At 62.4% G+C, this 23,101-nt stretch carries 22 protein-coding genes; 15 read left to right on the forward strand and 7 right to left on the reverse strand.

Annotation, left to right across the window (positions count from 1 at the left end):
* Positions 1-46: 46 nt before the first annotated feature.
* On the reverse strand, positions 47-343 hold the full coding sequence (gene groES / locus ASF70_RS09620) for a co-chaperone GroES (protein WP_062453716.1): 297 nt from the start codon (positions 341-343) through the stop codon (positions 47-49).
* Between the two features lie 158 nt (positions 344-501).
* Between groES and chrA the strand changes: the two genes are divergently transcribed.
* From chrA to ASF70_RS09640, 4 genes are all read left to right on the forward strand, one after another.
* Positions 502-1,851, forward strand: coding sequence for a chromate efflux transporter (gene chrA / locus ASF70_RS09625; RefSeq protein ID WP_062579305.1), 1,350 nt, complete (start codon positions 502-504; stop codon positions 1,849-1,851).
* A gap of 145 nt (positions 1,852-1,996) precedes the next feature.
* Positions 1,997-2,845, forward strand: coding sequence for a TIGR01459 family HAD-type hydrolase (locus tag ASF70_RS09630; protein ID WP_062579307.1), 849 nt, complete (start codon positions 1,997-1,999; stop codon positions 2,843-2,845).
* 13 nt (positions 2,846-2,858) lie between these two features.
* Positions 2,859-3,863: a bifunctional riboflavin kinase/FAD synthetase gene (locus ASF70_RS09635; protein ID WP_062579309.1), complete on the forward strand. Its 1,005-nt coding sequence runs from the start codon at positions 2,859-2,861 to the stop codon at positions 3,861-3,863.
* Positions 3,864-3,867: 4 nt separating this feature from the next.
* Positions 3,868-4,107, forward strand: a complete 240-nt coding sequence (locus ASF70_RS09640; protein WP_062579311.1) for a BrnA antitoxin family protein — start codon at positions 3,868-3,870, stop codon at positions 4,105-4,107.
* Here ASF70_RS09640 and ASF70_RS09645 read toward each other — a convergent pair.
* Both ASF70_RS09645 and ASF70_RS09650 read right to left on the reverse strand, forming a co-directional pair.
* Positions 4,104-4,562, reverse strand: coding sequence for a type II toxin-antitoxin system VapC family toxin (locus tag ASF70_RS09645; RefSeq protein ID WP_062579313.1), 459 nt, complete (start codon positions 4,560-4,562; stop codon positions 4,104-4,106). The genes ASF70_RS09640 and ASF70_RS09645 overlap by 4 nt on opposite strands.
* Positions 4,559-4,825, reverse strand: a complete 267-nt coding sequence (locus ASF70_RS09650) for a type II toxin-antitoxin system Phd/YefM family antitoxin (protein WP_062579315.1) — start codon at positions 4,823-4,825, stop codon at positions 4,559-4,561. Before ASF70_RS09650 ends, ASF70_RS09645 begins: the two co-directional genes overlap by 4 nt.
* A 297-nt stretch (positions 4,826-5,122) precedes the next feature.
* Between ASF70_RS09650 and ileS the strand changes: the two genes are divergently transcribed.
* Both ileS and ASF70_RS09660 read left to right on the forward strand, forming a co-directional pair.
* Positions 5,123-8,074, forward strand: a complete 2,952-nt coding sequence (gene ileS, locus ASF70_RS09655; RefSeq protein WP_062579317.1) for an isoleucine--tRNA ligase — start codon at positions 5,123-5,125, stop codon at positions 8,072-8,074.
* Positions 8,075-8,209: 135 nt separating this feature from the next.
* Positions 8,210-8,848 carry a hypothetical protein gene (locus ASF70_RS09660; RefSeq protein WP_062454852.1) on the forward strand — a complete coding sequence of 213 codons (639 nt, stop codon included), beginning with the start codon at positions 8,210-8,212 and terminating at the stop codon, positions 8,846-8,848.
* Positions 8,849-8,861: 13 nt separating this feature from the next.
* Here ASF70_RS09660 and ASF70_RS09665 read toward each other — a convergent pair whose 3' ends face one another.
* Positions 8,862-9,314: a nucleoside deaminase gene (locus ASF70_RS09665; protein WP_062579318.1), complete on the reverse strand. Its 453-nt coding sequence runs from the start codon at positions 9,312-9,314 to the stop codon at positions 8,862-8,864.
* A gap of 144 nt (positions 9,315-9,458) precedes the next feature.
* Between ASF70_RS09665 and ASF70_RS09670 the strand changes: the two genes are divergently transcribed.
* Genes ASF70_RS09670 through ASF70_RS09680 form a run of 3 tightly spaced genes read left to right on the forward strand, consistent with a single transcriptional unit; the run spans position 9,459 to position 13,001 of the window.
* Positions 9,459-11,531, forward strand: a complete 2,073-nt coding sequence (locus tag ASF70_RS09670) for a pseudouridine synthase (protein WP_062579320.1) — start codon at positions 9,459-9,461, stop codon at positions 11,529-11,531.
* A gap of 3 nt (positions 11,532-11,534) precedes the next feature.
* A complete protein-coding gene (rsmD, locus tag ASF70_RS09675) occupies positions 11,535-12,095 on the forward strand; it encodes a 16S rRNA (guanine(966)-N(2))-methyltransferase RsmD (protein WP_062579321.1) in 561 nt (186 codons plus the stop codon).
* A gap of 21 nt (positions 12,096-12,116) precedes the next feature.
* A complete protein-coding gene (locus ASF70_RS09680) occupies positions 12,117-13,001 on the forward strand; it encodes a patatin-like phospholipase family protein (protein ID WP_062579324.1) in 885 nt (294 codons plus the stop codon).
* On the opposite strand, the gene ASF70_RS09685 is transcribed toward ASF70_RS09680, so the two are convergent.
* Positions 13,002-14,810 (reverse strand): monovalent cation:proton antiporter-2 (CPA2) family protein, encoded by a 1,809-nt coding sequence (locus tag ASF70_RS09685; protein WP_062579326.1) that lies wholly within the window; start codon positions 14,808-14,810, stop codon positions 13,002-13,004. It abuts the gene before it with no gap.
* A 110-nt stretch (positions 14,811-14,920) separates the two neighbouring features.
* On the opposite strand from ASF70_RS09685, the gene ASF70_RS09690 reads away from it, so the two are divergent.
* The 6 genes from ASF70_RS09690 (at position 14,921) to lpxK (ending at position 20,671) form a co-directional block, all read left to right on the forward strand.
* A complete protein-coding gene (locus tag ASF70_RS09690; protein WP_062580167.1) occupies positions 14,921-16,267 on the forward strand; it encodes a TldD/PmbA family protein in 1,347 nt (448 codons plus the stop codon).
* 3 nt (positions 16,268-16,270) lie between these two features.
* Positions 16,271-17,074 carry a 3'(2'),5'-bisphosphate nucleotidase CysQ gene (locus ASF70_RS09695; protein WP_062579328.1) on the forward strand — a complete coding sequence of 268 codons (804 nt, stop codon included), beginning with the start codon at positions 16,271-16,273 and terminating at the stop codon, positions 17,072-17,074.
* A gap of 62 nt (positions 17,075-17,136) precedes the next feature.
* On the forward strand, positions 17,137-17,373 hold the full coding sequence (locus tag ASF70_RS09700) for a DUF4170 domain-containing protein (protein ID WP_062454846.1): 237 nt from the start codon (positions 17,137-17,139) through the stop codon (positions 17,371-17,373).
* Positions 17,374-17,540: 167 nt separating this feature from the next.
* Complete coding sequence (gene waaA, locus ASF70_RS09705; RefSeq protein ID WP_062579330.1) at positions 17,541-18,869, forward strand: lipid IV(A) 3-deoxy-D-manno-octulosonic acid transferase; 1,329 nt, start codon at positions 17,541-17,543, stop codon at positions 18,867-18,869.
* Positions 18,869-19,627 carry an HAD family hydrolase gene (locus ASF70_RS09710; RefSeq protein ID WP_062579332.1) on the forward strand — a complete coding sequence of 253 codons (759 nt, stop codon included), beginning with the start codon at positions 18,869-18,871 and terminating at the stop codon, positions 19,625-19,627. The genes waaA and ASF70_RS09710 overlap by 1 nt, the downstream gene beginning before the upstream one ends.
* 3 nt (positions 19,628-19,630) lie before the next feature.
* On the forward strand, positions 19,631-20,671 hold the full coding sequence (gene lpxK / locus ASF70_RS09715; RefSeq protein ID WP_062579335.1) for a tetraacyldisaccharide 4'-kinase: 1,041 nt from the start codon (positions 19,631-19,633) through the stop codon (positions 20,669-20,671).
* A 32-nt stretch (positions 20,672-20,703) separates the two neighbouring features.
* On the opposite strand, the gene ASF70_RS09720 is transcribed toward lpxK, so the two are convergent.
* Positions 20,704-20,937 (reverse strand): DUF2093 domain-containing protein, encoded by a 234-nt coding sequence (locus tag ASF70_RS09720; RefSeq protein WP_062579337.1) that lies wholly within the window; start codon positions 20,935-20,937, stop codon positions 20,704-20,706.
* Between the two features lie 79 nt (positions 20,938-21,016).
* A complete protein-coding gene (gene mutL / locus ASF70_RS09725; RefSeq protein ID WP_062579339.1) occupies positions 21,017-22,828 on the reverse strand; it encodes a DNA mismatch repair endonuclease MutL in 1,812 nt (603 codons plus the stop codon).
* Positions 22,829-23,101: the final 273 nt, after the last annotated feature.

The following is a 23,101-nucleotide window of genomic DNA, read 5'->3' on the forward strand; positions in this document are numbered from 1 at the left end:
GAAAAGGGGTGTCAGCAAATATTGGAAGAAGAGCAGTCGGCTAAAATCAGCCGATGATGCCCATGATGTCGGCTTCCTTCATGATCAGAAGGTCGACGCCATCGAGCTTGACTTCGGTGCCCGACCACTTGCCGAACAGAACGCGGTCGCCGACCTTGACGTCGAGTGCAACCTGCTTGCCGCTTTCGTCGCGGGCGCCAGGACCAACGGCGATGATTTCGCCCTCAGCTGGCTTTTCCTTGGCGGTATCGGGAATGATGATGCCGCCCTTGGTCTTTTCTTCAGACTCGACGCGCTTGACTACAACGCGGTCGTGCAGGGGGCGAAAATTGGTGCTTGTCATTGTCTAATCCCTCGATCAAATGACATGGACGGGTCTCAAGGACCCGCGGAGTGACGTTTAGCACTCATCTATCGAGAGTGCTAACGAGACCCGAGATAAGGATGGCTGCGGGCTGAGTCAAGAACGGGCTTGAAAAATTCAGGGCTCAAGGAGCGGCCATGCAGAATACGCTTAACGACCAAAACCCGGGCGCAGCGCCGAGCTTTCGTGAGCTCGTGGCCGTGTTTGCCCGGATCGGTGCCCTCAGTTTCGGCGGGCCTGCCGGACAGATCGGCATGATGCACAAGACTTTGGTGGAAGAAAGACGCTGGCTCTCGGAAGAGCGGTTTCTGCACGCCCTCAACTACTGCATGCTGCTGCCCGGCCCGGAAGCGCAGCAACTGGCAACCTATATCGGCTGGCTGCTGTTTGGCGTGCGCGGCGGTATCGTCTCCGGCCTTCTTTTCGTGCTTCCCGGCCTTGCCATCATTCTGGGACTTTCGGCAGCCTACGTCCTCTATCAGGATGCGACATGGCTTGCCGGCCTGTTCTTCGGCCTGAAGGCGGCGGTCCTTGCAATCGTGGTGGAGGCAGTGATCCGCCTCGGACGCCGAACGTTGAAGACTACCTTCCTGCGCGGGGTCGCGGCCGTTGCCTTCATAGCCCTGTTCTTCTTCAGCCTGCCGTTTCCGCTCGTCGTGTTTGCGGCCGGTCTCGCAGGCTATCTGATGACGCGGGCAGGGGGGCAGCAAACTCAAGACGGCGTCGCCAAAGGAGACGGCCCTCCCGGCGCGAAAACACCTGGTGTCGCCCGCACGATCGCGACGCTTGTATTCTGGATCCTCGTCTGGCAGTCGCCTGTCCTGGCGCTCTGGGCCTTCGGAGCACCGGAAAGCTTGTCCAGCCTGTTCGCGTTTTTCTCCAAGATGGCACTGGTCACCTTCGGCGGCGCCTATGCGGTTTTGGCCTATGTGGCGCAGGTCGCAGTCGCCGATTACGGCTGGCTTAAGCCGGGGGAAATGCTGGATGGACTGGCGCTTGCCGAAACCACACCGGGCCCGCTCGTGCTGGTTCTGTCCTTCGTCGGCTTCCTCGTCGGCTTCCGGGAAGCGTCCGGTCTCGGCCCCGTCACAGGCGGAATAATCGGCGGCCTGCTTGTTGCCTGGGCAACCTTCGTGCCGAGCTTCGTCTTCATCTTTGCGGGCGCGCCCCTGATCGAGCGCCTGCGCGGCAACGCCCTTTTATCGGGCGCGCTGTCGGCCATCACCGCCGCGGTCGTCGGCGTCATCCTCAACCTCGCGATCTGGTTCGGCCTGCATGTTCTGTTCAGAGAGGTTCGCCACGTCGATCTCTTTGCGCTAGCAGGATTTGGCCTTTCCGTCCCGGTCTGGTCCAGCCTCGATCCCATCGCGCTCGTGCTTTTCGCAGCCTCCTCCGTCATGCTGTTCGTCCTGAAGCTCGGCATGGTGCCGGTGCTAGCCATCAGCGCGGCGGCCGGTTTCCTCGCCCAAATCGTCCTGATCCAGTGAAGATCGGACCATTGCAAAAATATGAAGTTTTCCCAGGTTCTGCCTCGCAGCGGCGCCTTTCACCGCCTTGTCCCTTGTAATCTCGCCAACGGTTTGCGATGTCAGCCTCCTAATCGAGCAGGCAAAACCGGCAGGAACTTTTGACATGGCAAAGCGCATCCAGAATTTGAACGACGTAATCGACGGCTATGATGTCGTGCTTTCGGATGTCTGGGGCGTGGTCCATAACGGCGTCGAAGCCTTCCAGCATTCCTGCACAGCCTTGGCCGCCGCTAGAAAAGCCGGCGCCACTGTCGTCCTGATCACCAACTCGCCGCGTCCCGCACCCGGCGTCATCGAACAGATGAAGCAGCTCGGCGTGCCGGACGAAAGCTACGACCGGATCGTCACGTCTGGCGATGTCACCCGGCATCTGGTCGCCGAAGGTCCGAAGAAGGTGTTTCTGCTGGGGCCTGAACGCGACCTCAATTTCTTCGACGGACTGGGTATCGAGATCGTTTCTGAAGCCGACGCCGATTGCGTCGTCTGCACCGGCTTCTTCGACGACGAGAGGGAAGTGCCCGAAGACTATACCCAGATGCTGACCACCTTCATTGCGCGCGACGTGCCGATGATCTGCGCCAACCCGGATCTCGTGGTCGAGCGCGGTCACCGGATCATTCCCTGCGCCGGTGCGGTCGCCGCCTATTACGAGCAGCTCGGTGGCCAGGTCCGCGTCGCCGGCAAGCCGCACAAGCCGATCTACGACGAGGCGCTCTCGATTGCCCGCCAGGAGCGCGGCGATGTCGACAAGGCGAGGGTTCTCGCGATCGGCGACGGCATGCCGACCGATGTTCGTGGCGCGCTTTCGCAAGGCCTCGACCTGCTTTATATCAGTGCCGGCATTCACATCGCGGAATATTCTGTCGATGGCGAAACCGATGAGGCGATCATGCAGGAATGGCTGAAAAGCGAGAACGCGGCGCCGAAATTCTGGATGCCGCGCCTCGCCTGATCCGGAACCTGTCATGACCGTATTTCACCGCAACGAAATGAAGGAGCCGCTGCCCGAAAGCCTCAAGGGCGGCGTCGTCGCGATCGGCAATTTCGATGGCGTCCATCGCGGCCATCGCAGCGTGCTCGATCGTGCGCTGGAGCTTGCCGCCAGCCGCGGCGTGCCAGCACTCGTTCTGACCTTCGAGCCGCATCCGCGCACCGTCTTCAAGCCCGACCAGCCCGTCTTCCGGCTGACACCGGCGCCTCTCAAGGCACGGCTGCTGGAAGCGATGGGTTTTCGCTCGGTGATCGAATATCCGTTCGACCGCGACTTCGCGACCCGTTCGGCCGAAGATTTCGTGAAGACAATCCTGATCGACTGGCTGGGCGCAAGCGCCGTCGTTACCGGTTTCGACTTCCATTTCGGCAAGGGCCGTGAGGGCGGACCGGCTTTCCTGATGGGCTCCGGTGATCGTTACGGCTTTACGGTGTCGCTGGTGGATGCCTTTCGCGACGAAAACGCAGAGGTTGTCTCGTCGAGCCGCATCCGCGATCTGATCGCCGAAGGAGACGTTGTGGCTGCCGCAGGCCTGCTCGGCTATCGCTACACGGTCGAGGCGGAAGTGATCGGCGGCGAACAGCTTGGCCGACAGCTCGGCTATCCCACCGCGAACATGAAGCTTGCCCCTGAAACGGAACTCAAGCCCGGCATCTACGCCGTGCGCTTCAGACGAGCCGACGGCACGCTGAATGACGGCGTCGCAAGCTACGGCCGCCGCCCGACGGTGACGGACGACGGCGCACCGCTTCTCGAAACCTATCTGTTCGATTTCTCCGGAAACCTCTACGGCGAGATCAGCTCGGTCTCCTTCTTCGGCTACCTGCGCCCCGAACTCAAATTCGACGGCCTCGACCCCCTGGTCGCCCAGATGAAAAACGACGAGGCAGAGGCGAGGGCACTGCTGTCAGGCGTAAAGCCGCTCGGCGAGCTGGACATGAAGATCGCGTTCGAATCGAATGTCGACAACGGAGGATAAGCGCATGGCAACCCCACCCCGCAGGCCCGTAAACCCGATGGAAGCGGCCGAAGCGCTGTTCAAGCCGGTCAAGAAACCCGCTGCTCCGGCAGTGGAACGACGCGCTGCTCCTCAGGCAAAGGAACTCGTGTCCCTGAAGCTCGACAGCGCCGTCATCGAATATTTCCAGGACGACGGCCCCGGCTGGCAGGATCGCATCAACGATGCCTTGGTGGCGGTGATGAAAGCCAACCCGAAGGTTTAGCGGCCACTCAACGGAAACTGCGCAACATCGTCCCGCCAGGGATCGAAGATCGCTGCGCCCGAGATGGTGACGTCCTTGACGTTGCGGGTGATTAGGTAGAGATCGTGCTCGATTGCGGTCGCCGCGAAGAGGGTGTCGATAACGGGTGGCGCGTGACCGGTGGCACGCTTCACGCGTCCCGAGATCTCGCCCCACCGGCGCACGACAGGATCGGTCGCGGACAGGATACGGCCACTGAACCGCGCTGCCAGTGCATCGGTGGCGGCCTTGTAGCGGTAGCGATTGGCATCGTTTTCGGGAAGGTTCGCAATTCCCTTGTCGTACTCGGCGAGCGTCAGAACGCTGATGAACAGCCGATCTTCATCCTGGTCTGCCGCCCAGCGCTTGACGGAAGGCGCGCCGTTCGGGTTGATCAGGGCGGAAATGACGTTGGTGTCCAGAAGCCAGCCGATCACAGCTCCACGTCCCGTTCGCGGTCGGCACCGCGGTCGAGATTGAGATCTTCCAGCCCCAACCCTTCCATGAAATCGATCAGCGATGTCTTGGGCGCCGGCCTGCTCAACCGTTCCAGTTCTTCGCTGCTGATCACCACGACGCTGTCTTTGCCGCGCACCGTCACGTGCTGCGGGCCTTCGTTGCGGGCGCGCCGCACGACCTCGGAAAACCGTGCCTTGGCATCTTCGAGCTTCCAGATGTTTTCCTGACGTCTTTCCGGCATATCATCCTCCAACTGGTCAGATAGTCAGTTGTAATCCAAGGGCGGGCAGGGAGTCCACGAACCATCTCGGTTTTGCCCCTTCCTTTCACCCGAAAAACACCGTAATAACCGCCCCCATGACAGATTTCCGGCGGGCCAGGATCATGGCCGCGATGATCATACGAATTATCGGCCCGGCCTTCCGCGCGGCTTGAACAGTCGGCCGGAGGGTCCGGGTTTTCGGCGCTTCTAGGAGCGCTTCTGCCACCGAATTCATCCGCATGCGCCCCTGTCCCGGCGCCAGAGACGATAGCCAATATGACCGATACAGTGACTGAAAAGCTCGATTACTCGAAGACCCTCTATCTGCCCGAGACCGAGTTTCCGATGCGGGCAGGCCTGCCGCAGAAAGAGCCGGAAACCGTTGCCCGCTGGCGCGAGATGGACCTATACAAGAAGCTGCGCACCTCCGCCGCCGGTCGCGAAAAATTCGTGCTGCACGATGGCCCTCCTTACGCCAACGGCAACATCCATATCGGCCATGCGCTGAACAAGATCCTCAAGGACGTCATCACCCGCTCGTTCCAGATGCGCGGCTATGATGCGAACTACGTTCCCGGCTGGGATTGCCACGGTCTGCCGATCGAGTGGAAGATCGAGGAAGAGAATTACCGCGCCAAGGGCAAGGCCAAGCCCGACCTGAAACAGCCGGACGCGATGATCGAATTCCGCAAGGAATGCCGCGCCTATGCGCAGAAGTGGATCGCGATCCAGGCCGAAGAATTCAAGCGCCTCGGCATCGTCGGCGATTTCGACAAACCCTACCTGACCATGGATTTCCACTCGGAAAGCCGCATCGCCGGCGAGCTCCTGAAGATCGCCATGAGCGGCCAGCTCTATCGCGGCTCGAAGCCCATCATGTGGTCGGTTGTCGAGCGCACGGCGCTGGCGGAAGCCGAGGTCGAATACCACGACTACGAGAGCGACACGATCTGGGTGAAGTTCCCGGTCGACGTTTCTGCACTTCGTGAAATGAGCAATGTCGATCAGGCGATCGTTGCAAAGTTAGAAGACGCGTCCATTATCATATGGACTACTACTCCTTGGACCATCCCGGGCAACAGGGCCGTCGCCTACTCTCCGCGCGTCGCTTACAGCGTTTATAAAGTTGTAGCTGCCGAAAACTCATTCGGTCCACAGCCGGGCGAGAAGGTCATCCTTGCTCAGAGCTTAGCTGATGATGCAGCCAAGAAAGCGAAGGTTGAACTTGAGCATATCTTGGCACTTGGTCCGGGAACAAAACTGTTCCCGTCAATATCGCTTTCTCATCCCCTCAAGGACCTCGGCTACGACTTCACCGTCCCACTCCTCGCCGGTGACCACGTCACCGACGATGCCGGTACCGGTTTCGTCCACACCGCCCCGTCCCACGGCCGCGAGGATTTCGAGGCCTGGATGTCCAGCGTCAAGGAACTCGAAGCCCGCGGCATCGATCCGCGCATCCCGTTCCCGGTCGATGACAGTGGCACCTACACCACCGACGCCCCCGGTTTCGAGGGCGCTCGCGTCATGGATGACAACGGCAAGAAGGGCGATGCCAACGACCGCGTCATCAAGGCGCTGATCGAACGCAACGCGCTGTTTGCCCGTGGCCGCCTGAAGCACTCCTATCCGCATTCGTGGCGCTCCAAGAAGCCGATCATCTTCCGCAATACGCCGCAGTGGTTCGTCTATATGGACAAGGACCTCGCGGACGGAACGACGCTTCGCACCCGTGCGCTGACCGCCATCGACGATACCCGCTTCGTGCCCGCCGCCGGCCAGAACCGCCTGCGCGCCATGATCGAGCAGCGCCCGGACTGGGTTCTTTCCCGCCAGCGCGCCTGGGGCGTCCCGATCTGCGTGTTTGCCGATGAGGAAGGCAATGTCCTGCAGGATGAAGAGGTCAATGCCCGCATCCTGGAAGCCTTCGATGCAGAAGGTGCCGATGCCTGGTTTGCCGAAGGGGCCAAGGAACGCTTCCTCGGCAATGCCCATGACGGCGCCAAGTGGCGCCAAGTCATGGATATCCTCGACGTCTGGTTCGATTCAGGCTCGACCCACACGTTCACCCTCGAAGATCGTCCGGACCTGAAATGGCCGGCCGACGTCTATCTCGAAGGCTCCGACCAGCATCGCGGCTGGTTCCATTCCTCGCTTCTGGAATCGGCTGCCACCCGCGGCCGCGCGCCCTATGACACGGTCGTCACCCATGGCTTCACCATGGATGAAAAGGGCCAGAAAATGTCGAAGTCGCTCGGCAATGTCGTGGCGCCTCAGGATGTCATGAAGGATGCTGGCGCCGATATCCTGCGCCTCTGGGTCATGACCACCGATTACTGGGAAGACCAGCGCCTCGGCAAGACGATCATCCAGACCAATGTCGATGCCTATCGCAAGCTGCGCAACACCATCCGCTGGATGCTCGGCACGCTGGCCCACGACGATGGCGAAGAGATCGCTTATGCCGAGCTGCCGGAGCTCGAAAAGCTGATGCTGCACCGCCTGTCCGAACTGGATAAGCTGGTGCGTGAAGGCTACGATGCGTTCGAATTCAAGAAGATCGCCCGCGCGCTGATCGATTTTAGCAATATCGAACTGTCGGCCTTCTACTTCGACATCCGCAAGGATGCGCTTTATTGCGACGCCCCGTCGTCGCTGCGCCGTCGCGCCTCGCTTGCGGTCATCCGCAAGATCTTCGAATGCACGGTCACCTGGCTCGCACCCATGCTGCCCTTCACCACGGAAGAGGCATGGCTGTCCCTGAAGCCCGATGCCGTCTCCGTGCATCTGGAACAGTTCCCGGATGTGCCTGCCGAGTGGAAGAACGATGCGGTTGCCGAGAAATGGGCAAAGATCCGCAAGGTTCGCTCGGTCGTCACAGGCGCGCTGGAAATCGAGCGCAAGGACAAGCGCATCGGTTCGTCGCTGGAAGCCGCACCCGTTGTCCATGTCGCCGATGCCGAGCTTTTGAAGGCGCTGGACGGGCTGGATTTCGAAGAGACCTGCATCACGTCCGCGATCACGATCGTGGCAGACGAAGGCCCGCAGACAGCGTTCCGTCTGTCGGAAGTGTCTGGCGTATCGGTCGAGCCGAAGCCCGCGGACGGCGTCAAATGCGCCCGCTCGTGGCGCGTCACGACGGATGTCGGGTCCGATCCCGCCTGGCCGGATGTTTCGGCCCGCGATGCGGCGGCACTGACTGAACTGGCCAAGCTTGGCCGGCTTTGATGGCTTGCAGATTACCGGATGATTGCGCTTGCCCGCGTCATCCGGTATTCCTGCCTGAAATTGGCCGGAATGTTCCGGCACGAGATGACTTCCGGTTTTGAAGGCGTCAGGACGGGCGCCGATGGTAGGGGTTTGATGAAAACGACTTATGCGTTTCGTGCCGCGATCGGTGCGGTTGGCATGCTGGCTGCAACCGTGTCTCTTTCCGGCTGCATGGGCGGCCCGACCTATGGCACCGACAAGACGGCAATGGCCCAGCTCGGCGACGATCTTGGAGCAGCCGTGGCTCTCGGCAGCGCCCGCGATGAAGAAAAAGAAAAGCTGCGCTACAATCCCCGCCCGACGCTGGTCGTTGCCGGCAAGGGGCAGGCCAGCCTGCCGGCGCCCCAGCAGTCGCTCGCCAACCGCGAAAGCAACCCGAACTGGGTTGAATCTCCGGAAGAGACCCGTGCGCGCCTGCGTCTGGAAGCCAAGGAAAACGAAGGCAACAACAATTACCGTTCGCCGCTGATGGCCGGTCGTGGCCAGGGCGGTCAGATGACCGAAACGGAAAAATGGGAAGCCTTCCGCAAGGCCAAGCAGGATGTCGAAACGGTCAACATGGGCTCGCGCCGCCGTTCCCTGTCCGAGCCGCCGGCTGAATTCCGTGCCGCCGATGCCGCAACGCTTCAGGATCTCGGAGAACCCGAGAACGAGAAGGAGCGCCGTCGCAAGAAGGAAGCGCAGAGCGCAACCCAGGCGTCGAACAGCAGCTGGTGGAAGCCCTTCCAGTAAGACCTTGTCTTGCCTAATCCCGGCGTGAGCGAAAGAAGCCTGTCAGAATGTCGGCGGCTTCCCGCTCTCCGAGCCCGGAATAGACGTCCGGCGCGTGATGGCAGCTCGGTTGTGCAAAGAAACGCACGCCATTTTCCACAGCGCCCCCCTTCGGATCTCCCGCGCCGTAATACAGCCGGCGAATTCGCGCGAACGAAATCGCCGCCGCACACATGGTGCATGGTTCCAGCGTCACGTAAAGATCGGCACCACTAAGCCGTTCCTGGCCGAGAACCCCGGCCCCAGCCCGGATAACCGCAATCTCGGCATGCGCCGTCACGTCGTTCTTGGTGCGGGTCAGGTTGCCGGATCTGGCGATAATCTGGCCGTCCATGACCAGCACGGCACCCACGGGAACTTCGCCCTGTGCCGCTGCAAGCCTGGCTTCTGTGAGTGCGGCATCCATGAAACCGTCGCTCTTGGGCATTTCCGCGATTTCCTCTTAACCCGGCTCGCATGAACTGGTAGGAAGCATTCAACACGAAGCGCGCTGTGCGCGTGTTTCATCACCATCCACGAACACGAATGTCCGGTTCGTTTCCGTAGACATCATGCTTCAGGCAAACAACAAATGACTTCAAAAGACAAGCCGAAGCGCGGCGAAGCCAAAACCTTCATCCGCGAGATCAAGCCGAAATCTGCAGATGCTGCAGCCGGCAAGACAAAGACGGGGACGGGCTTCAAGAAACGGGCGCCCGCAAAGCCCGGTTCCGACGCGCCCCGCTCAGAACGTCCGCGCTCCGTTGCGCCGCGCGCTGAAAAGCCCCGTGGCGAAAACGCTGCCGCCGACAAGCCGGCAAAGCCGATGCGCCGTCAGGCAGCCTCTGCCGAAACGGCAGCGTCGGATGGCAAGCCCGAGCGCATTTCCAAGATCCTCGCCCGCGTCGGCGTGGCGTCCCGCCGCGATATCGAGCGGATGATCATGGATGGCCGTGTGTCGCTCAACGGCAAGGTTCTCGATACGCCTGTCGTCAACGTCACCTTCGACGATGCGATCGAGGTGGATGGCGTGCCGATCCGCGGTGTCGAGCGCACGCGCCTGTGGCTCTACCATAAGCCCGGCGGCCTGGTGACGACGAATTCCGATCCGGAAGGACGTCAGACCGTGTTTGAAAACCTGCCCGGCGAACTGCCGCGGGTGCTCTCCATCGGTCGCCTCGACATCAATACTGAAGGCCTGCTGCTTCTCACCAACGATGGCGGTCTGTCGCGCGTGCTGGAACTTCCGACCACCGGCTGGCTGCGCCGCTATCGCGTCCGCGCCCATGGCGAGGTGGATCAGGAATCGCTCGACAAGCTGAAGGACGGCATTGCCGTCGATGGCGTTCTCTATGGCTCGATCGAAGCCACGCTCGACCGTTCGCAGGGCCGCAACGTCTGGATCACCATGGGTCTTCGCGAAGGCAAGAACCGCGAGATCAAGAACGTCCTCGGCGCGCTCGGCCTTGAAGTTAACCGCCTGATCCGTATCTCCTACGGCCCGTTCCAGCTCGGTGACCTGCCGGAAGGCGAGGTCATGGAAGTGCGCGGCCGCACGCTGCGCGACCAGCTCGGTCCGCGCCTGATCGAAGAAGCGAAGGCGAATTTCGACGCGCCGATCTACAACGAAACGCCTGCCGCTGCTGAAGACGAGAAGCCGGCACGTTCCTCCCGCTCCGAATGGTCGAGCCCGGCGGATCGCCCGGCACGTCCTCGCGACGAGGACAGGCGCGAACGCTCGCTCGGCCGTCTCGATACCAAGGCGACCGAACGCAAGTTCTCCGAAAAGCCGGCCGGCAAATTCGCCGGCAAGCCCGAGGGGAAGTTCGGTGCAACGCCGGGCTTCAAGTCCAATGACCGTGATCTCGGCGACGAAAAGCCGAAGAAGCGTCCGCCGATGGGCACCAGCCGCACCGCCAATGTCTGGATGGCGCCGGGTGCGCGTCCAAACGCCGATGGTAGCGTCCGGGCGGTTTCCGCTCGTGCGCAGGCAGAGCAGCTGTTCAGGAAACAGGTTCCGGAAAATGACCGCCGCGTGATCGTGAAGCGCGCCGATGACGACGCCGACTGGATCCGTGCGGATTCTCCGCCGGAACCGGAAAAGGGCGAATTCGGCGCCAAGCGTTCCTTCGGTGACAAGCCGCGCGGCGACAAACCCCGCGGCGACAAGCCGAGAAGCGACAGACCCCGCAGCGATAGCCCCCGCGGTGACAGCCCGAGAGGCGAGCGCTCCTTCGGCGACCGCAAGCCGCGCGAAAGCGGCGATCGTGCCTATGGCGACAAGCCCCGCGGCGAGCGTTCGTTTGGGGATCGTCCTTCCCGTGGTGACCGCCCGACAGGTGACCGCCCGACCGGCGACCGTCGCCCACGTCAGGATGGCGACCGTCCCGCCCGTGCTTTCAACGCCGGCGAGGGCCGTTCCGATCGTCCGCGCTCGGATCGTCCGTTCGGTGACAAGCCCGCGTTCGGCGATAAGCCCAGAGGTGCACGGCCTGCCGGCAAATCCTTCGGTGGCAAGCCGAGCGGTGGTAAGCCAAGCTTTGGCGGTAAGCCGTCCGGTGGAAAGCCTTCGGGTGGCCGTCCTTCGGGCGGAAAGCCCGGTGGACGTCCGGCTGGCGCACGCTCAGGCGGCCCAGGTGGAAAACCGCGGACCCCGAGAGGCTGATCCGTGCGCATCGTAGGGGGTGAATTCCGCGGCCGCACGCTTGCCACGCCGAAAACCAGCGCGATCCGGCCGACCATCGACCGGACGCGCGAAAGCCTGTTCAACATCATCGGCCATGTCTATCCGCAGGCGCTGGATGGCACGCGCGTGATCGATCTTTTCGCCGGCACGGGTGCCGTCGGACTGGAAGCCGTCTCGCGCGGCTGCCGTCATGCGCTGTTCGTCGAAAACGGTGTCGAAGGTCGCGGTCTCCTGTGGGAGAACATCGACGCTTTCGGCCTGCATGGTCGCGCGCGCATTCTGCGCCGCGATGCGACCAAGCTCGGCCCGGTCGGTACGCTGGAACCCTACAACTTCCTCTTCGCCGATCCACCTTATGGTCAGAAGCTGGGTGAGGGGGCTCTGTTTGCCGCCCATGTCGGCGGCTGGCTGGTGCCCGGCGCGCTCGCGATCCTGGAAGAACGCGCCGATGTGACGGTTGCCGTCGATCCGGCCTACAAGCTGCTCGAAAGCCGGACCTTCGGCGATACGCGGATGGATTTCTTCCGCTACGAACCGGCCTGAGCAAAGGCGGGGAGGCGATCCATGAACACGAGGCTGACCCTTGCTGATCATGAGACTGCGGATCGCCTTGCCCGCAAGAAGGGCGATCTGCGCTATGCCATCGCTTTTGGCGGCGGCGGCGCCCGCGGCATTTCCCATATCCATGTCATCGAAGCGCTGGACGAACTCGGCATCCGCCCGGTAGCGATTTCCGGTTCCTCGATCGGCGCGATCATGGGTGCTGCGATGGCGTCGGGCATGACCGGCCGCGAGATCCGTGAGTATACGGTCGAGACGGTCGGCAACCGCGGCTCGCTGCTGAACCGGCTCTGGGGCCTCGGCCCGTCGACGATGCGCGATGCGCTCGGCGGCTTCCGGTTCGGTCACTTCAATCTGGAGCCGATCCTCGAGGCTTTCCTGCCGAACCAGATTCCCCAGGATTTCGCCGATCTCGTCATACCCTTGAAGATCTCCGCCACCGATTACTATGGTCAGGCGGAGGTGATCCTCGAGACGGGCAATCTGCGCAAGGCGATTGCCGCCTCTGCCGCCATTCCCGGCCTGTTCATGCCGGTCAGGGTCAACAACCGCATCATGATCGACGGCGGCGTCTTCAATCCCGTCCCTTACGAGCAGTTGATGGATCTCGCCGACGTGGTGATCGGCATCGATGTGGTCGGCGCGCCGGAAGGCGATGGCCTGCATCCGCCAAACCGCTTCGACAGCCTGTTCGGCGCAAGCCAGCTCACCATGCAGGCCAGCATTGCCCTCAAGCTGAAACTCAACCCGCCGCACATCTTCCTGCGTCCCAGCGTTAATCGCTTCGGCGTAATGGATTTCTACAAGGCGCGCGACATCCTCGAAGCCTCAGAAGGCACAAGAGACGAGCTGAAGCGTGCGATCGAGGCTCTTGAAAGGGCTGCCTGATCACCACTTGCCGATCGAAACACCGGAAGCCTTTTCCTCCGGGCTTTTGCCGGTGCGTTTCGGCTTGATCAGCGGCTCGGGGCGAACGGGACTGTTGAAGAGCATCTCGCGGCCGGCGCCCAAACCCTGCACGGCCTGGACCTGCAGCCGTTCCTCGTCGCGACGGCGGATATCGTCGCCGATCTCGGAGGCGGCAGCCTCGCTCATGCCGAGCGCTTCCAGCGTCCGTCGCCCAAACAGCAGCCCGGACTCCAGCGTTTCGCGCAACTCGTATTCGACGTTCTTTTCGCGCAGCGCCAGCGAATGAACCCGGTCGTAGGACCGCACGAACAGGCGCACATCGGGAAATTCCGACGCAATCAGGTCGACGATCCGGTCCGTCGTTTCCCGTTTCTGGGTTGCTACGACGACGATCTTCGTCTTCTCGATACCGGACGCGATCAGAACGTCCTTGCGGGCACCGTCGCCGAAATAGATCCGGAAGCCGAAATTGGCCGCCTGCCGGATACGCTCCGGACTGTCGTCGATGACAGTCACGGAACTGCCGCCGGCAAGCAGGATCTGCGCCGCGATCTGGCCGAAACGGGAAAAGCCGATCATCAGCACATCGGCTCCGGCGCCTTCGAAATCCTCCTCCAGATGTTCGCGCGTCTCGCTCTTCTGCAGGCGCCTAGCAAGCGCAGAGCCAAGCGGCGTCAGCGCCATCGACAGCGTCACGCCGGCAATCAGAAGCGAAGCGGTGGCGGAAGAGAGGAGGCCCGCCGCGGTCGCGGTGGTAAACAGCACGAAGCCGAACTCGCCACCCTGCGGCAACAGGAACGCGATCTTCAGCGCGTCATTGGGCGGCGAACCCCACAGACGCGAGAGAGCGTAGACCACGGCCGCCTTCACGCCCATGAACACGGCAACGGCCGGGATCAGGAAGGCAAGGTTTTCGAAGATCACCTGGACTTCGAGCGAAAGCCCGACAGCGACGAAGAACAGCGCCAGAAGCAGGCCGCGGAAGGGTTCGATATCCGCTTCCAGCTCGTGCCGATAGGAGGATTCCGCCAGCATGACGCCGGAGAGGAAAGCACCCATCGCCATCGACAGACCGACGGCCTGCATCGCAGCCGCCGAACCGAGCACGACGAGAAGGGCGGCGGCAATCATCACCTCGCGGGCACCGCTGCTGGCAATGATCTGGAACATCGGTGTCAGCAGGTACTTGCCGGCAATCACCATGGCGCCCACGGCAGCGACAGCGATTGCAAAGTCCAGCATCGGGGTGGCGGCAGCCTCGCTCGTGCCGGGTGCCAGGATTGTGATCAACGCCAGAAGCGGCACGATCGCGAGATCCTGGAACAAGAGAACGGAGAAGGAGCGCTGGCCGTAGCGGCTGTTCATCTCACCTGTGTCATTGAGGATCTGCAGCGCAAAGGCGGTGGACGACAGGGCAAGCCCGAAGCCGATCATCAGGCTGCCGCGCCAGTCCGCCATCGCCGACAGGTAGGCGAAACCGCTCAGGATGCCACCCGATATCGCCACCTGCGCCGGCCCAAGCCCGAACACATCGGCCCGCATCTGCCACAGACGCGAGGGTTTCAGCTCCAGCCCGATGACGAAGAGCAGGAACACGACGCCGAATTCGGCGACATGCAGCACTTCCTGCGTATCGGTCACCTGTTGCAGCACCGGACCGATCAGGATGCCGGCCGCGAGATATCCAAGCACGGTGCCAAGACCGAGCCTGCGAAACAGCGGGGCGGCGATCACCGCACCGGCAAGCAGCATCAACATTTCGGTAAAGTGGGAGCCGTTTGCAGTCATGGGGCACTTTCGGGTCGGGAATGCGGAAGGTCAACCGGGGAATCGGAGCGCTGCCCTTGATGCTTTGGTCGGTGCACAATAAATGGGGTGCAAACGAAAGGCTTGCAAACATGACCTCGCAAATCGATTCCGCCTCCCTTCTGGCGCGTGCCGGCGAACTGATCGATCTGGCCAAGGCGGCGGGCGCCGACAAGGCGGATGCGGTGGTCGTCCGCTCCCGCTCCAGTTCGGTCAGCGTCCGGCTCGGAAAGGTGGAAGGAACCGAATCCTCGGAAAGCGACGATTTCTCGCTGCGTGTCTTCGTCGGCAACAAGGTTGCAAGCGTTTCCGCCAATCCGGGTTTCGATCTGAAGGTGCTGGCCGAACGCGCAGTCGCCATGGCAAAGGTCTCGCCCGAGGATCCCTTCGCCTGCCTCGCGGATGAAAAGGACCTTGCGAGAGATTACCCCGATCTCGACCTGTTCGATCCGACCGAAGTCTCCGCCGATACGATGCGCGACGTGGCGCTCGAGATGGAACAGGCGGCCCTCGATGTCGCAGGCGTCACCAATTCGTCGGGATCCGGCGCCTCTGCCGGCATGGGCGGAATGGTTCTCGTTACTTCGCACGGATTTTCCGGCGCCTATATGGCCAGCCGCTTCGGCCGCTCCGTCAGCGTCATCGCCGGCGAGGGCACGAAGATGGAGCGCGACTACGATTTCGACAGCCGTCTGTTTGCAGCCGATCTCGACGATCCGAAGCTGATCGGCCGGCGTGCCGGCGAGCGGGTGGTCAAGCGCATCAATCCGCGCCAGGTCGATACCGGCAGCAATGTCACCGTGGTCTTCGATCCGCGCATCGCGCGCGGCTTTGTCAGCCATATCGCCGGCGCCATCAACGGCGGATCGGTTGCCCGCAAGACATCCTTCCTGCGCGACAAGATGGGCCAGCAGGTGCTGAAACCAGGCCTCAATATCACCGACGATCCTTTGATCGTGCGCGGTTCCTCCTCGCGCCCCTTCGATGGCGAGGGTGTGAAGGGCGAGCGTCTGGTGATGATCGAGGACGGCGTGCTGAACCACTGGTTCCTCTCCACCTCGACAGGACGCGAGATCGGGTTCCCGACCAATGGCCGCGGCGTGCGCGGCGGCACGTCCGTCACCCCGGCCTCCACGAACCTCGCGCTGGAACCGGGCAACATTTCGCCTGAAGACCTGATCCGCCAGATCGGCACCGGTTTCTACATCACCGAACTGATCGGCCAGGGCGTCAACATGATCACCGGCGAGTATTCGCGCGGCGCGACCGGCTTCTGGATCGAGAATGGCGAGCTTGCCTATCCGGTCTCCGAAGTCACGATCGCCTCCAATCTGAAGGACATGTTCATGCGGATGACGCCGGCCAACGACATCGACCGCAAGTTCGGCACTGCCTCTCCGACGATCGCCATCGAAGGCATGACGCTGGCGGGACGCTGACCGATGGCTGGCGCGGAAGGGCAATGGCTTGAAGATCTGGACCTGATCCGCGATGCCGCCCGTCAGGCCGGCGAGATCGCGCATGGCTATTTCGGCCAGTCGCCGGAAGTCTGGTGGAAAAACGAGGGCTCGTCGCCCGTCAGTGCCGCAGACTTTGCGGCAAACGACATTCTCCAGAGCCTGCTTCTGACCGCCCGTCCCAATTACGGCTGGCTGTCCGAAGAAACGGATGACGACGACGCCAGGCTTTCACTCGACACGCTGTTCGTGGTGGATCCGATCGACGGCACCCGCGCCTTCATCAATGGCGAAAAGACCTGGTGCGTCTCGGTCGCCGTCGTCCATCACGGCCGACCCGTGGCGGGTGTTCTGGTCGCGCCGGCGCTCGGCGAGGAGTTCTTTGCCGTCAAGGGCGGTCAGGCGATCCGCAACGGTGCGCCGATCTCTGTTACCAAGGATGATCATGATAAGCTTGTGATCGCTGCCGATGAAAACCTTGTGAAGAAATTTGATCTGCCGTTCCGCAGCCATGTCGAACGCCATCGGCATATCCCGTCGCTCGCCTACCGGCTGGCGATGGTCGCGGACGGACGCCTCGATGGCACCGTCGTCAAGCGCAACTCGCATGACTGGGATCTCGCCGCCGCCGACCTTATCCTGGAATGCGCAGGCGGCCGGTTGACCGACCTTGCGGGAAGCCCGCTCACCTACAACCGGCGGCAGGTCCGCCACGAGATGCTGGTGGCTGGCGCAGAGCATGCACTGGAACGGCTATTGCCGCAGATCCAGCGATTTCCGGCCGCTTGACCTTTGTGGCGTAATGCCGCAGATGAGGATCGGGCGGAGAGGATAAACGGGACAGGATGGACATGACCGCGACGACTGACAAGAAACAGCTTCTGCATCTGGTTTTCGGTGGCGAACTTTCGAGCCTCGAAGAGGTTCAGTTCAAGGATCTTGCGGCGCTGGATATCGTCGGCATCTATCCCGATTATGCAACGGCCCTGACGGCCTGGCGCAGCAAGGCACAGCAGACGGTCGACAACGCCCAGATGCGCTATTTCATCGTTCACATGCATCGCCTGCTCGAGCCAGGCCCCAAGTAACGCTGAAGCAAGCCTGATCTGCCAGGTTTCGAAATGCCAAGGTCTGGAACATAGGGTCCGGGACCCCTTTTTGACGCATTTGTGCATGACAGAAATTCGGCGACTGATACGATATCAGAAGGACGACCGGGATTGATGACGGCCATCATGCAGTGGGGGCAAAAGCGATGAGCGGCAGTATGGCTCGCATGGCCCTGGCGGGATACCGCCTGGCCGGCATCGCGCTTTATCCCTTTGCCGGGCCGTACCTCACGTACAGGTCGATGAAGGGCAAGGAAGATTCCTCGCGCCGTCTCGAAAGGCTCGGCTATGCCAGCCTGCCGCGCCCGCGCGGACCGCTGGTCTGGGTTCATGCCGCAAGCGTCGGCGAAACCATGTCGATCATGCCGCTGATCCGCGAACTTCGCCGTCGCGAGATCCATGTCCTGCTGACGACAGGGACCGTTACATCCGCAGCACTGGTCGATGCCAGGCTCGGCGATGAAGTCATTCATCAATATGTGCCGTTCGATCTAAAATTCTCCATCAAGCGCTTTGTCTCCTACTGGAAGCCGGATGCGTGCATTACGGCCGAGTCCGAAATCTGGCCGACGACGGTCGCCGAACTGGCACGCCGCCGGATCCCGCAGATCCGCGTCAATGCCCGGCTGTCGGATCGCTCGTTCACGCGCTGGCACAATCACAATACCATCGCCGAAGCGCTGTTCGAAAAGCTGGCCCTCGTGGTGGCCCAGTCCGATCTCGATGCGGAGCGTTTCCGTGATCTCGGCGCCTGGCCGGTGATCGTGTCCGGCAACCTCAAGACCGATACCGACCCGCCGCCATGCGACGAGGAGCTTCTGGCCCGCTACAAGGCCGAAATCGGCGATCGCAAGACCTGGGCTGCGATCTCCACCTTCGACGGCGAGGAAAAGGCAGCCGCCACCGTGCATCGGGCGCTGAAGCCGAAGAACAGCCAGCTGACGATCCTCGTGCCCCGTCACCCGGATCGCGCCGATGCGATCGAGGAGATGCTGAAGGCGGAGGGGCTCACCGTTGCCCGCCGCTCGCGCAACGACGCGATCACGCCGGAAACCGATATCTTCCTCGGCGATTCCATCGGCGAAATGGGCCTCTATCTGCGGCTGACCGAGATCTCCTTCGTCGGCAAATCGCTGACCAACGAGGGCGGCCAGAACCCGCTGGAGCCGGCAATGCTCGGTTCCGCCGTCCTGTCGGGCCCGAACATCGACAATTTCCGCGACGCCTACCAGCATCTGGTCAAGAAGGGCGGCGCCCGGATGGTCCGCGATGTCGAGATGCTCGCGAAAGCCGTACATTACCTGATGATCAACGACCTTGCCCGCCGCAAGATGGTCGAAGCCGGCCATGACGCGATGGACGAAATGCGCGGCGCGTTGGCCAAGACCGTCAAGGCGCTCGAACCTTACGTCAATCCGCTCACCGTCAGCGCCAGACTTCAGCCGAAGACAGCCGCCGCCGGTGCTGCACGCTGATGGCCGGGGGGACAGGCGACGTGGTGGATAGGGATTTCTCGCATATCGCCGGGATCCTGTTCGACAAGGACGGCACGCTTTTGCACTATGATGCGAGCTGGGGCCCGGTGAACCGGGAAGCGGCCCGCATCGCGTCGGGCGGCGATGCCGATCTCGAAACGCGCCTCCTGCAAGCCGGCGGCATGGATCCCGTATCCGGTCACACCCGCGCAGACAGCCTGCTTGCGGCCGGCAATGCCGCCGAGATCGCCGCAGGTTTCGTGTCCGCAGGCGCCCCCATGGATGTGGCAGATCTCACCCGTCAGCTCGATGCACTCTTCGTTCGCTCTGCCGAATATTCCGTTCCGGTCACCGATCTCGCCGCCTTCTTCGGCGCGCTGAAGGCACGCGGCCTCAAGCTCGGCATTGCTTCCAGCGACAACGAGGAAGCGATCCGCCAGACGGCGATCCGCTTCGGCTTTCTCGATCATGTCGATTTCATCTGCGGCTATGACAGCGGTTTTGGTGTGAAGCCCAAACCCGGCATGTTTCTGAAATTCTGCGAGGTCGTCGGTCTCGACCCCGCGCAGGTGGCGATGGTCGGCGACAACAATCACGATATGCACATGGGCGAGGCGGCAGGCGCCGGCATCAAGGTCGCGGTTTTGACCGGGACCGGTTCGCGCCAGACGCTGTCGACTGCCGCCGATCTCTGCCTCGACGATATCTCCGCCTTTGCCGCCCTCCTGCCGGTCTCAGCACCGGCTGCGGCGGGCTGAGCGGTGGTTTCCGAAGCACCGCCCTTCTGGTGGACCAAGGCCGACTGGCGCGTCTGGGCGCTGTCGCCGGTTTCCTTTCTCTATGGTGCCGTCTCCGGCCGCCGCATGGCGAAGTCGAAGCGGGCGCAGGCGCCGCTGCCGGTCATCTGCGTCGGAAACTTCACCGTCGGCGGTGCCGGCAAGACACCGACGGCGATCACGCTTGCCCGCGCTGCCAAGGAGAAAGGCCTCACGCCCGGTTTCCTCACCCGCGGCTATGGTGGATCGCTCGACGTCACGACAATGGTCGATCGCTCCAAACACAGGGCCGAAGCCGTCGGTGACGAAGCGTTGCTTCTCGAGCGCGAAGCGATGACCGTCATTTCCCGCCGCCGCGTGGACGGTGCGAGAATGCTGGCGCAAAACGGCGCCGATCTCATCATCATGGATGACGGGTTCCAGAGCGCCCGTCTCTCGATCGATTTCGCGCTTGTCGTGATCGATTCCGTTCGCGGCATTGGCAATGGCCATCTCGTGCCGGGCGGTCCCGTGCGGGCACCGCTGGCCGAGCAGATGCGCCAGGCCTCAGCCATCCTCAAGGTCGGCACCGGCGACGCGGCCGACAGGATCGTGCGTCAGGCATCGCGCGCCGGCAAGCAGGTCCACGTCGCGACACTCGATCCAAGCCCCGGCCAGTCGCTGGCGGGCACAAATCTTCTCGCCTTTACCGGGATTGCCGATCCGGAGAAATTCTACCGCACCGTCAACAGCGTCGGCGGGCTGATTTCAGAGCGCCGGTCGTTCCCGGACCATCATTTCTTCTTGGCGGATGAAATCGAAAGCCTGCTGGAGGATGCCGACAGGAACGGTCTCCATCTCGTGACGACGGCAAAGGACGCGGTGCGTCTCGTCGGTCATCACGGTCCCGCTGAAAAATTGCTCAACCGGGTACAGGTGGTGGACGTGGAGATGATCTTCGACAATCCGAAGGCGCCCGGCCAGATCATCGACGCAGCACTCGCCCGTTTTCGCGGACGTCGATTGAAGAACGGCGTTAAACCCTGATCAGGTCGCAATCGCGCGTCGGTTGATTGTGCTTAAGCCCGGCTCTGGTTCGGCAGCAGGCCGGCACGCTTGTCGGCTTCCAGCGAGGACGCGCAATCGGCATAGGCTTCCTGCCGCGCTACGCTCCAGTATTTCAGCTCGTCGACGGGGATTTGAGCACCCGTCATCGCGCAGATCACGTATGAACCGCTGCTGACGATCTGGTAGTCGCCATCCAGGTACCGGATTTTCGCTTCGCGGAAGCTGCCGCCTTCGAACCGGTTCATCTGTCTGCGTCTCCTGCGAAAAAACATCGGATTGCTCGCGCCTTTGGCCCTCATTCCCTACACCGCGCATGGCGCGCCTTCAAGTCCGCCCGAACAAGCGTTCGATGTCGGATAACTTGAGTTCGATATAGGTTGGGCGGCCATGGTTGCAGGTGCCGGATCCAGGCGTCGCTTCCATCTGGCGCAAAAGCGCATTCATCTCGTCAGGGCGAAGCCTGCGCCCTGAGCGCACCGAGCCATGGCAGGCCATGGTGGCCGCGACATATTCCAGCTTGCCGCGCAGGGCACCGGCCGTGCCCCATTCAGCCACTTCGTCGGCGAGGTCGCGGATCAGCGAGGATGCATCCACTTCGCCCAGCATGGCGGGCGTCTCGCGCACCGCAACCGCGCCGGGACCGAACCGCTCGACTGCCAGCCCCAGCCGGTCGAGTTCTTGCGCATGCATCATCAGCCGGTCGCAATCTTCTTCCGGCAGGTCGACGATCTCCGGAATGAGCAGAACCTGCGACGCCAGCCGCTTGTCGTTCAAAGCCTGACGCAGTGCCTCGTAGACCAGCCTTTCATGGGCCGCATGCTGGTCGACGATGACAAGGCCGTTTTCCGTCTGGGCGACGATATAGTTCTCGTGCACCTGCGCGCGGGCCGCACCCAGCCGGTGGCGCTGCCTGTCTTCCGAGACGTGCACCGTTTCCGATATAGAATCGTCCGTGCGGGCCGCCGGCATGGTTAGACCGTCGAAATCCTGCTGCGCCCGTTCCCCGAAGCCGAACGGTGCCTGCAGCGGCCGCGACGGTGATGCTGCCGGGCTCCAGGGCGCTGGCGTCGGTGGCCGATAGGCGGGGCCGGATGAAAACCCCGGCCTGAACGCCTGCATCATGCCGGATGCGCCGGTCGTGTTCGCCCGGTCGCCCTCGCGGTGCAACGCCTCGCGGATAGCGCCGACAATCAGCCCGCGTACCAGCCCCGGATCGCGAAACCTCACATCGGCCTTGGCCGGGTGCACATTGACATCCACCAGCGCCGGATCGAGCGTGATCGAAAGCACCGCCACCGGATAGCGACCGGAGGGCATCCGCTCCGCATAGGCGCCGCGGATGGCCGACAGGATCAGCTTGTCCTGCACCGGCCGTCCGTTGACGAAAGCATATTGGTGCCCCGAATTGCCCCGGTGGAATGTCGGCAGGCCGACGAAACCGGTCAGCCCCACATCCTCGCGCATCGCGTCGATCTCGATCGCGTTGTCGCGAAACTCGGCCCCGAGAACCTGGGCCATGCGCGCCAGATGGTCTTCGCCGGTCGCCGGCAGGTCCAGCGTCGTGCGATCGGAACCCGACAGCACGAAACGCACATGCGGAAAGGCGATCGCCATCCGTTTGACGATCTCGGTGATCGCACCGGCTTCCGCCCGTTCGGTCTTCAGGAATTTCAGGCGTGCCGGCGTTGCAAAGAAGATGTCGCGAACTTCCACCACCGTGCCCGGATTGGCCGGTGCCGGCCGCGCCGCGGTCGTCTTGCCACCGGTCACCGACACCTGCGAGCCGCTGTCGCTCCCTTGGCGCCGGCTGGTGATCGTGAGTTTCGCGACCGACCCGATCGACGGCAGTGCCTCGCCGCGAAAGCCGAGCGTTCTGATATCGTCGAGCGTCGTCGCGATCTTCGAGGTGCAGTGGCGGCGGATCGCGAGGTTGAGATCGGCGGGCTCCATGCCCGATCCATTGTCCGTGACGCGCAGAAGAGACTTGCCACCGCCCGCCGTGGCGATCTCGATGCGCGTCGCACCCGCATCGATGGCGTTTTCGACCAGTTCCTTGACAGCACTCGCGGGTCGCTCGATGACCTCGCCGGCAGCGATCTGGTTGATGAGCGTTTCGGAAAGCTGCTTGATGAACATGGCGCTATTTTCAAGGATTTCCGGCGGGAAGGAAAGGCTGCCGGATGGTTTGTCCCCTGCAAGCCCTGCAGCAAGCCTATCTTAATTCGGCCTTAACCGAAAACCGATATTCAATCTGAGTTGAACAGGATGAACCCGGGAGAGCGCCAGCTCTCCGCAGAGGAACCGATGTATGGGCCGGCTGGGCACCCGTACACGAGGATCGGCCCTTTGTTCGAGGACTTGAAGCCAGCATGTGTCTTACCCGACTTGATTAATTGAGACGGATTGCAC

It is taken from the genome of Rhizobium sp. Leaf321, assembly GCF_001423215.1.
In the GTDB taxonomy this organism is placed as follows: Bacteria; Pseudomonadota; Alphaproteobacteria; order Rhizobiales; family Rhizobiaceae; genus Neorhizobium; species Neorhizobium soli.